Origin of the sequence: Candidatus Contendobacter odensis Run_B_J11 (genome assembly GCF_000531125.1) — a bacterium.
Taxonomy (GTDB): domain Bacteria; phylum Pseudomonadota; class Gammaproteobacteria; order Competibacterales; family Competibacteraceae; genus Contendibacter; species Contendibacter odensensis.
On the sequence record NZ_CBTK010000056.1, the window covers coordinates 1 to 8,517 of the forward strand.

General features: G+C 57.1%; 8 protein-coding genes. 5 read left to right on the top strand and 3 right to left on the bottom strand.

Annotation, left to right across the window (positions count from 1 at the left end; translation table 11 throughout):
- Positions 1 to 193 precede the first annotated feature (193 nt).
- The 5 genes from BN874_RS04720 to vapC all read left to right on the top strand — a co-directional run bounded on the left by BN874_RS04720 (position 194) and on the right by vapC (position 2,387).
- Positions 194 to 877 (top strand): PEP-CTERM sorting domain-containing protein, encoded by a 684-nt coding sequence (locus BN874_RS04720; RefSeq protein WP_034431209.1) that lies wholly within the window; start codon positions 194 to 196, stop codon positions 875 to 877.
- A 118-nt stretch (positions 878 to 995) separates the two neighbouring features.
- Positions 996 to 1,295: a HigA family addiction module antitoxin gene (locus BN874_RS04725; protein ID WP_034431211.1), complete on the top strand. Its 300-nt coding sequence runs from the start codon at positions 996 to 998 to the stop codon at positions 1,293 to 1,295.
- 51 nt (positions 1,296 to 1,346) lie between these two features.
- On the top strand, positions 1,347 to 1,742 hold the full coding sequence (locus BN874_RS04730) for a type II toxin-antitoxin system HicB family antitoxin (RefSeq protein WP_034431212.1): 396 nt from the start codon (positions 1,347 to 1,349) through the stop codon (positions 1,740 to 1,742).
- 29 nt (positions 1,743 to 1,771) lie between these two features.
- The gene (locus BN874_RS04735) at positions 1,772 to 1,984 is read left to right on the top strand and encodes a type II toxin-antitoxin system VapB family antitoxin (protein ID WP_034431215.1); all 213 of its coding nucleotides are present in this window, start codon (positions 1,772 to 1,774) and stop codon (positions 1,982 to 1,984) included.
- The gene (gene vapC / locus BN874_RS04740; RefSeq protein ID WP_034431217.1) at positions 1,971 to 2,387 is read left to right on the top strand and encodes a type II toxin-antitoxin system VapC family toxin; all 417 of its coding nucleotides are present in this window, start codon (positions 1,971 to 1,973) and stop codon (positions 2,385 to 2,387) included. The genes BN874_RS04735 and vapC overlap by 14 nt, the downstream gene beginning before the upstream one ends.
- Before the next feature lie 4 nt (positions 2,388 to 2,391).
- On the opposite strand, the gene uvrA is transcribed toward vapC, so the two are convergent.
- The 3 genes from uvrA to BN874_RS04755 all read right to left on the bottom strand — a co-directional run bounded on the left by uvrA (position 2,392) and on the right by BN874_RS04755 (position 7,842).
- Entirely contained in the window at positions 2,392 to 5,217 is a 2,826-nt protein-coding gene (gene uvrA / locus BN874_RS04745; protein WP_034431219.1) for an excinuclease ABC subunit UvrA, read from the bottom strand.
- Between the two features lie 99 nt (positions 5,218 to 5,316).
- Complete coding sequence (locus BN874_RS04750) at positions 5,317 to 7,365, bottom strand: amylo-alpha-1,6-glucosidase (RefSeq protein WP_320411449.1); 2,049 nt, start codon at positions 7,363 to 7,365, stop codon at positions 5,317 to 5,319.
- Positions 7,366 to 7,404: 39 nt separating this feature from the next.
- The gene (locus BN874_RS04755; RefSeq protein WP_034431221.1) at positions 7,405 to 7,842 is read right to left on the bottom strand and encodes a DUF192 domain-containing protein; all 438 of its coding nucleotides are present in this window, start codon (positions 7,840 to 7,842) and stop codon (positions 7,405 to 7,407) included.
- Positions 7,843 to 8,517 lie beyond the last annotated feature (675 nt).

The following is an 8,517-nucleotide window of genomic DNA, read 5'->3' on the forward strand; positions in this document are numbered from 1 at the left end:
AAAAGTTTCTCTTATCAGTATATGCTAATTTACTATCACGGGAAAATTTACAGAAGGGAAAATTTTACACTGGATCGGGGAAATAGGAAGGACGATTTTTGAAATAATCGTTAATAAACAATATACTGAAATTTTAGGCATAAAATATGCTTTGTTTTCACCACCTAAACCAATTTTTCAAGAGGATGCAATCATGGGGATCAAGACCGGTTTTTTGAAGTACGCAGTAGTATTAGGAATGGCGTTTGCTGGCACTGCCAGCGCAAACTTTATTCCTTGTAACGATGGATCAACATATGATATTTCGGGCAAAGTCAACCCTAACGTGGGATGCGCAATTCTTGCGCCACTTGGCGTTCAAGGCGGTGGAAATGACAGTGTCAGCCCCCCATCATCAACTTACACCGTCAACTTAGAAAGTTTCTTTGGTTTCAGTAACTGGGCGTTCGATGGTAAGTATGACAACATATCATCAAGCGGAGGCACTGATAGTTCTACGTTTTTTAGTTTCACTGGCGGCCCGCAATCAGGCACCTTCAGCAAGGTTGGAAGTTGGAATCACACGGATGTGATGTTTGTGTTCAAAGATGGCAATGATACCAACTTGGTGGGCTATCTAATCGATATGCCAACTCTGGTGCTACCTGTCATCAGCGGTGGTTTCAATAATACCGGCAACTATGCATCTCCATACACTGAGCCTCCATTTAGTTTTTCTGGTAATGGCCCGCGCGATATCTCCCACATCAGCGTCTACTACCGTGATGGCGGCACCACACCTCCAACTGACATTAACGTCCCCGAACCTGCCAGCCTCGGTCTGCTCGGCTTGGGTCTTCTGGCATTGGGTGCGATGCGCCGTCGCAAGACCACCTGAGAAGGCAGCGGCATTTCCGCCGCTGTCAGGAAATTATAAAGTCCAACGGCGCCCGCAACGGTGCCGTTGTTGTTTGGGGCGATTTCCATTCGCCCGTAGCTTTGCCGCCGATCACACAATGCTCGAATCTGAAATGGACTCCATTCATCCTGGCGAACATCTGGCCGAGTATCTGGAGGAATATGGCCTGAGCCAGCAGCGGCTGGCCGAAGCCATTGGCGTTCCTCCGCGCCGGATCAGTGAAATCGTTCAAGGGCAACGCACGATTAACGCCGATACCGCCCTGCGCTTGGGCCGTTTTTTTGGCACCAGCGCACAATTCTGGCTGAATCTGCAAACGCACTACGATCTTCAGCAGGCGCGAATCGCCTTGGGCGAACGGTTGGAACGCGATATTGTTCCGCTGCAAGCCGCTTGAATTCAGCAGCATTCCCGCCGCTGTCAGGAAATTTTACAGTCCCACGGTTAAATGAAATTCATTATTGCGATTGAACCCGGAACTGACACCACCGCGTTTGGAGTCGTGGTTCCCGATCTCCCCGGTTGCTTCTCGGCAGGGGACACCTTGGATGAGGCCGTGGACAACGCCCGCGAAGCCATTGACTTGCATTGCGAAACCATTATTGAAGACGGCGGCAGTCTTCCGACAGCCTCGTCGTTGTCCGTACATCAAACCAATCCTGAATTTGCAGGTTGGATTTGGGCCATCGTTGAGGTTCCGGTTGAGCGTTATTTTGGCCCAGCAGAAAAGATCAATATCACTCTCCCCCGTCTCCTGTTGGCCAAGATTGACGACTACACGCGCTCACGCGGAGTCAGTCGCTCAGGCTTTCTGGCCGAGGCGGCGCGGGCGGCGCTGCGGTAGCTCCTTTTGACAGTGAAGGAAATTAGGTCATGCGAACAAACATTGTTTTGGATGATGATTTGGTCACTGAAGCCTTGTCTCTGACGGGCGCAAAAACCAAAAGCGAATTAATTCGGTTGGCAATTGTGGAACTGATTCGCGTCCGAAAAAGAAAAAACCTGTTTGATCTGGCGGGCCAGATTGAATTCTATGACGATTTCGATCATAAAAAAGCCAGGGAATTGCGTGATGGTTCTGATTGACACCTCGGTATGGATTGCCGTTCTGCGGGATAAGAGCGGCGCTGAGGCCGTGCGCCTTCGACTATGGCTGGATGGCCGCGAGGCTGCTTTAGCTCGATTTACCCAATTGGAACTGCTGCAAGGGTGCCGCGATGAAAGGGAATGGCGGTTACTGTCTGATTATTTGGAATCTCAAATTTATGTTGAGGCCAGTGCTGCAACTTGGCCTATCGCCGCTCGACTCTTTTTTGATTTACGCCGTAAGGGACTGACAGTGCGCAGCACTATAGATTGCTGCATTGCCCAGCTTGCCATTGAGCATGATTTAATCCTGCTACACAACGACCGCGACTTTGAAGTGATAGCCACTTTTAGTACGTTGCAGCATCTGCGCTGGGAATCAAACGCGCTATCCCGTTTTTAGCGCTCTATCGTCCCAGCACCGGCGCCAGAAACCGCCCGGTATGGCTCTGCGGATGCGCCGCTACCTGCTCCGGTGTCCCCAAGGCCACCACCTCCCCTCCCCCGCCGCCGCCTTCCGGCCCCAGATCAACAATCCAGTCCGCCGTTTTGATCACGTCCAGATTATGCTCAATCACCACCATGGTATTGCCGCGATCCCGCAATTCATGCAGTACCTTCAATAACTGTTCAATGTCGTGAAAATGCAGGCCGGTAGTCGGCTCATCGAGAATATAAAGGGTCTGGCCGGTGTCGCGCTTGGACAGCTCTCGCGCCAGTTTCACTCGTTGCGCTTCGCCGCCGGAGAGCGTGGTCGCATTCTGACCCAGCCGAAGATAGGACAAGCCGACGTCGGTCAAAGTCTGGAGCTTGCGGGCAATGGCCGGCACCGCTTGATAAAACGCCAGCGCATCCTCGACCGTCATCTCCAACACCTCATGGATGTTGCGGCCCTTATAGCGAATATCCAGCGTTTCCCGGTTGTAACGCTGGCCCTTACAGACATCGCAAGGCACATAAATATCGGGCAGGAAGTGCATCGCCACCTGAATCACTCCATCGCCTTGGCAGACTTCACACCGTCCGCCCTTCACATTGAAGCTAAACCGTCCGGGCTGATAACCGCGCGCCCGCGATTCCGGCACCCCGGCAAACAACTCGCGAATCGGGGTAAACAGTCCGGTGTAGGTGGCCGGGTTGGAGCGTGGGGTGCGGCCAATCGGACTTTGGTCAATGTTGACCACCTTATCCAACTGCTCCAAGCCAATTAAATCCCGGCAAGGCGCGGGCGATTCATTGGCGTTATTCAAATCGCGGGCGGCATAGCGGTACAGCGTGTCGTTAATCAGGGTGGATTTGCCGGAACCGGAGACGCCGGTAATGCAGGTGAACAGCCCCAGTGGAATCTCTACCGTCAGATTTTTCAGATTATTACCGCTGGCTCCGATCATCCGCAGCTTCTTGTTCGGGTTCGGGGGAGTGCGCCGGGCCGGCAATTCAATCCGCCGCCGCCCGCTCAAATAGGCACCGGTCAAGGATTCGGGCTGAGTCACAATGTCCGCCGGCGTCCCTTGCGCCACGATCCGTCCGCCATGCACCCCCGCGCCCGGTCCCATATCCACCACATGGTCCGCAGTACGAATCGCCTCCTCGTCATGCTCGACCACGATCACGGTATTGCCGAGATCGCGCAACCGCAACAGGCTGGCCAGCAATCGTGCGTTATCGCGCTGGTGTAAACCGATGGACGGCTCATCCAGCACGTACAGAACTCCGACCAGGCCCGCGCCAATCTGCGACGCCAACCGAATGCGCTGCGCCTCGCCGCCCGACAAAGTATCGGCGCTGCGCTCCAGGCTCAGATAATCCAATCCGACATTGACCAGAAAATTCAACCGCTCGCCGATTTCCTTGACGATTTTGGCGGCGATTTCACCGCGCCGACCCGGCAGTGTTAATTCGGCGAAGAATTCACGGGCCACCCCGATGGGCCGGGCCACAACAGCGGGCAAACTCTGGCTGGCGATAAAGACATGGCGGGCGGAACGGTTCAACCGCGCCCCGTTGCAGGAGGGACACGGGCGGCTGCTCAGATATTTTGCCAATTCATCCCGCACCAGATTCGATTCGGTTTCCCGATAGCGGCGATCCATGTTGACGATCACGCCCTCAAAGGCATGGCGGCGCAGCGAGCGTTCGCCGCGACTGTTGGCATACTCAAACTCGATGGTTTCGTGACCGCTGCCGTGGAGAATGACCTTCCGAATCCGCTCCGGCAACTCCTGAAACGGGGTATCCACCTCGAAACCGTAATGCCGCGCCAAGGATTGAATGAGCTGGAAATAATAGAAATTATCGCGATCCCAACCGCGCACCGCGCCCCGCGCCAGACTCAGATGCGGATGCGCCACCACCCGCTCAGCATCAAAAAACTGCTTGACCCCCAAGCCATCACATTCCGGGCACGCGCCGGTCGGGTTGTTGAACGAGAACAGCCGTGGCTCCAGTTCGCTCAAGCTGTACCCGCACACCGGACAGGCGAAACCGGCGGCGAACAGCAACTCGGCCTGTTCCGGCTGATCCAGAAACGCCACCCGCGCCACGCCCTCGGCCAGCCGCAGCGCGGTCTCGAACGACTCCGCCAGCCGTAACCCGAGATCAGCGCGGACTTTGAAGCGGTCTACCACCACCTCAATCGTATGCTTGCGGCGCAAATCCAGCGGCGGCGGGCTGTCCAGCTCCACCACTTCGCCGTCAATTCGGGCGCGCACGAACCCTTGGGCGCGCAGCTCCTGCAACAGCTTGACGTGCTCGCCCTTACGTTCCTTGACCACCGGCGCCAGCAGCATCAACCGCTCGCCCTCCGGCAACGCCAGCACCTGATCCACCATTTGCCCCACGGTCTGCGCATCAAGATCAGTGTGATGATCCGGACAGCGCGGAATCCCGGCCCGCGCGTACAGCAACCGCAAGTAATCGTAAATCTCGGTAATGGTGCCGACCGTCGAACGTGGATTGTGCGAAGTGGATTTCTGCTCAATGGAAATGGCTGGCGACAAGCCTTCGATATGATCCACATCGGGCTTTTCCATCAGCGACAAAAATTGCCGGGCGTAGGCCGACAGCGATTCGACGTAGCGGCGCTGACCTTCGGCATAGAGGGTGTCGAAGGCTAGGGAGGATTTGCCGGAACCGGACAGGCCGGTGATGACGATCAACCGGTTGCGCGGCAGATCGAGATCGATATTTTGCAGGTTGTGGGTGCGTGCGCCGCGAATCTTGAGGGTGTCCATGCGTATTGCTCATCCCGCAGGGTTGAAATCGTCCAGTGTATTCCTGGCTTGTGGCACGGGCTTCCAGCCCGTGTTCAGTTCACGGGCTGGAAGCCCGTGCTACGCCGTTCTCAACCGTTCCAGCCGCTGCCAGGCTTCCAGCACACAGGCCACCGACCACGCTTGCGCCGGCGCTCCACGCGGCTGGTGCGGCGGCGCGCCGTCGAAAATCTCGCTGACCGTGCCCAAACCGGCATCCAGCAGATGATCGCGGATCGGCTCCAGCCAGGCTTGTGCTGCCGCTGCATCGCCATGCGCCCGATAGTCCGCCAGCGCGTAATGACCCAGCAGCCAGCCCCACACCGGGCCTTGGTGATAACTACCGTCCCGCTCCCGCACATCGCCCAGGTAATAAGGCCGAAATTCGGCGTGGCGCGGTGCCAGCGAGCGCAGACCGTAGGAAGTGAGCAGTTCCCGCCCGCAGACTCGAACCACCGCCTGCTGCGCAACCGGATCGAGCGGGCTGTGCGGCAGGCTCACCGCGAAAATCTGGTTCGGGCGGATGTGCGCATCGTCGCCGTCGGGGCCGTCCAGCACGTCATACAACCCCTCGCCATCGGGGCGGATGAAGCGCTGAAATCCATCGCCCACCTGCATCGCCAGATCGTCGTAGAAGGCCGGCGATAGGCTCAACTGCCGGGCGAAACCGGCGACCACCCGCAGCGCGTTGTACCAAAGTGCATTGATTTCCACCGGCTTGCCGACCCGTGGCGTCACCACCCAGTCACCGATCTTGGCATCCATCCAGGTCAGTTGCATTCCCGGTTCGCCGGCGCGCAGCAGCCCATCCCTGGAATCCATGCCGATGCCGTAGCGAGTTCCGGCCACATGCCAGGCAACGATTTCCTGCAACACCGGAAAGACCTCGGCCAGAGTTTTGCTATCGGCGCTGGTTTCCACATAGGCCCGCCATGCCTCGACATACCACAGCGCCGCATCCACCGTGTTGTAGGCCAGCGGTTCGTTAGCACTGGGAAACAGATTGGGCAACATCCCACGGTCAATGAAGCGGGCAAAGGTCAGCAAAATGCGGCGGGCGCTATCACTGCGGCCGGTGGCTAATGTCAGTCCGGGCAGCGCGATCATGGTGTCGCGGCCCCAATCGCCAAACCAGGGATAGCCAGCGATCACCGATTCGCCGTCCGGCAAATCCGGCAACGGACGGGCAAACAGAAAACTGTCCGCCGCCAGCAGCAGTTGCCGCACCCAGTCCGGCGCTCGGCGCAACTCCGGCACTTGCGCCTCAGCCTGGGTCAACAAGGCGATTTCCCGATTCAGGAATCGCCGTTGCGCCGCGTCCAAATCCAGATCGGCTACCTCCTGCACGCTGGCGACGATGCCGCTCCAGACCCCCGGTCGCAGCGTCAGCACCGCCTCGCCGATACAAAAATGATGGTCGCGGTGCGACAACCCGCGTTCGTGTTCCACCGGCAGATCGAAATGCTCGAACCATTCGGCATCGTCCACGATGATGCCGCCCTGTGCCCACAACCGCAGGGTAAAATCAGCCGTATGCACCCGCCGCACTGCTGAATCGGGCGCGTCTACCAAGGGTTGAAAATCGCTCATCCGGGTTCGGGCGTGATGGTCGCGACCGTTTACCAGCAACCGAACCCGCAGTTGCACATCATGGTCGGCGCTTGCCGCCGCCAGCCGCCAAGCGACATAGACGGTATTGGCGCCTGGCTCCAGCCAAATCCGCTGTTCCAACACCAGGTCGCCGACCGCGAAGCGCCAGACCGGCATCCGCCCTTCCAAGCGGAACGATTCAAGATGAACGTAACCCGGCGGATTAATCGCATGGTTGGCCCAGCGGTTGCTGAACAGCGCGATTTCACGGTCGCCGTCGACCAAGGTGGCGTCGGCCTTGGCGAACACCAGCCAGCGATCCAGCGGTGGATGCACCGGTGCGATCAGCAAGCCGTGATAGCAGCGGGTCAGGGTGCCGGCCACGGTGCCGGCGGCATAAGCACCTAACCCGTTCGCCAGCCACCATTCACGCCGCTCGGCCTGCGTCAGATCGCCACAAATCGCCCGACCGCAGCGGATGAAGTCCGGTAGTTCGCCACGCATCATAATCACCTGTCGGTTGGCCTGAATCCGGGGCATTTTGCCGCAATAGCGAACGCCCTGATAGCCAAGGATTACTCATTCCAGACGTAAGCGGTCGCCCGGCTTAATCCCGTGTCGCGCCGCTTCCCCGGCATTGATTTCCAGAATGTAGCGCACCGTCGCCGTGTCGCTGGCGTAGATCGGGCAGTCCGGCGTCGTACAAGGCGGCGCTCCCGCTTCGATTTGCAACAACCGGCCATCGGAGTCGAAATACAGCAAATCCAGCGGAATATAGGTGTTCTTCATCCAGAATGTCGCTGGTCCAGTGGGCTGTACGAACAACATTCCCTGATCGGGCGGCAGTGTCTGACGAAACATCAGGCCGTGTTGGCGTTGTTGCGGCGTTTGCGCCCTCTCGACTTGAAACGGGGTGGATCCCACGGCGATCTGAACCAAATCCGGGGTCAGCGCGAATCCGACCGTCAGCCCGGACAGCCACAAGGATAATGCGATAGCATTTCGGTAAGGTTTCATTGTGTGTCTCTCTGCTACCACTGGGTTAGGTCTGGTTCTTTTTCCAAACCAACGTGAAAGTTCTGATGAGTGCGCCCTACCACTCGGACTCTAATTTCCCTATAACTGACATTGTTCAGCTATTAAGAAAAAGTAACCATCCCCCGGCAGAGCCGGGGGCTTTCGTTCATGAGCCGCTCAAAGCGGCTAATCGGGGTCGCTAACGCGGCCCCTTTATGGGAACCACCTAAAGGTGGTGTATCAGTGATAAAAACTGATCGAGCGGTTGAGAATGTCATCTCTGGTCACTGCTTTACGCAGCCTGTATTTTTAGTATTCCCTATTACGAGAGATTCTTGATCTCAACTAGCAGATGACTTCACCTAAACTACTGATAGCGTACTCCTACGAGTACCCTGCTGTTACGGTGAGGATCTTCCTTAATTACGGACATCGGCAATACACCCAGCAGTGGCCCTGTGCGAGTACTCCCGGAACTGTCAAACTTCTACTGTCACCCCGGCAGAGCCGGGGGTTTACCTATTTGTAATTAACCAACCAACGGCAACTCCCTCGTTGCGATGGGTTTTCCAGATGCTTGATGGTATTCACCCAGTGGTGACCACGTCTCTAGCCTGTCCATTACACACATCTCTAACCGGTTGATTGAAAATGGAGTTCAGACGCCAACCGCAT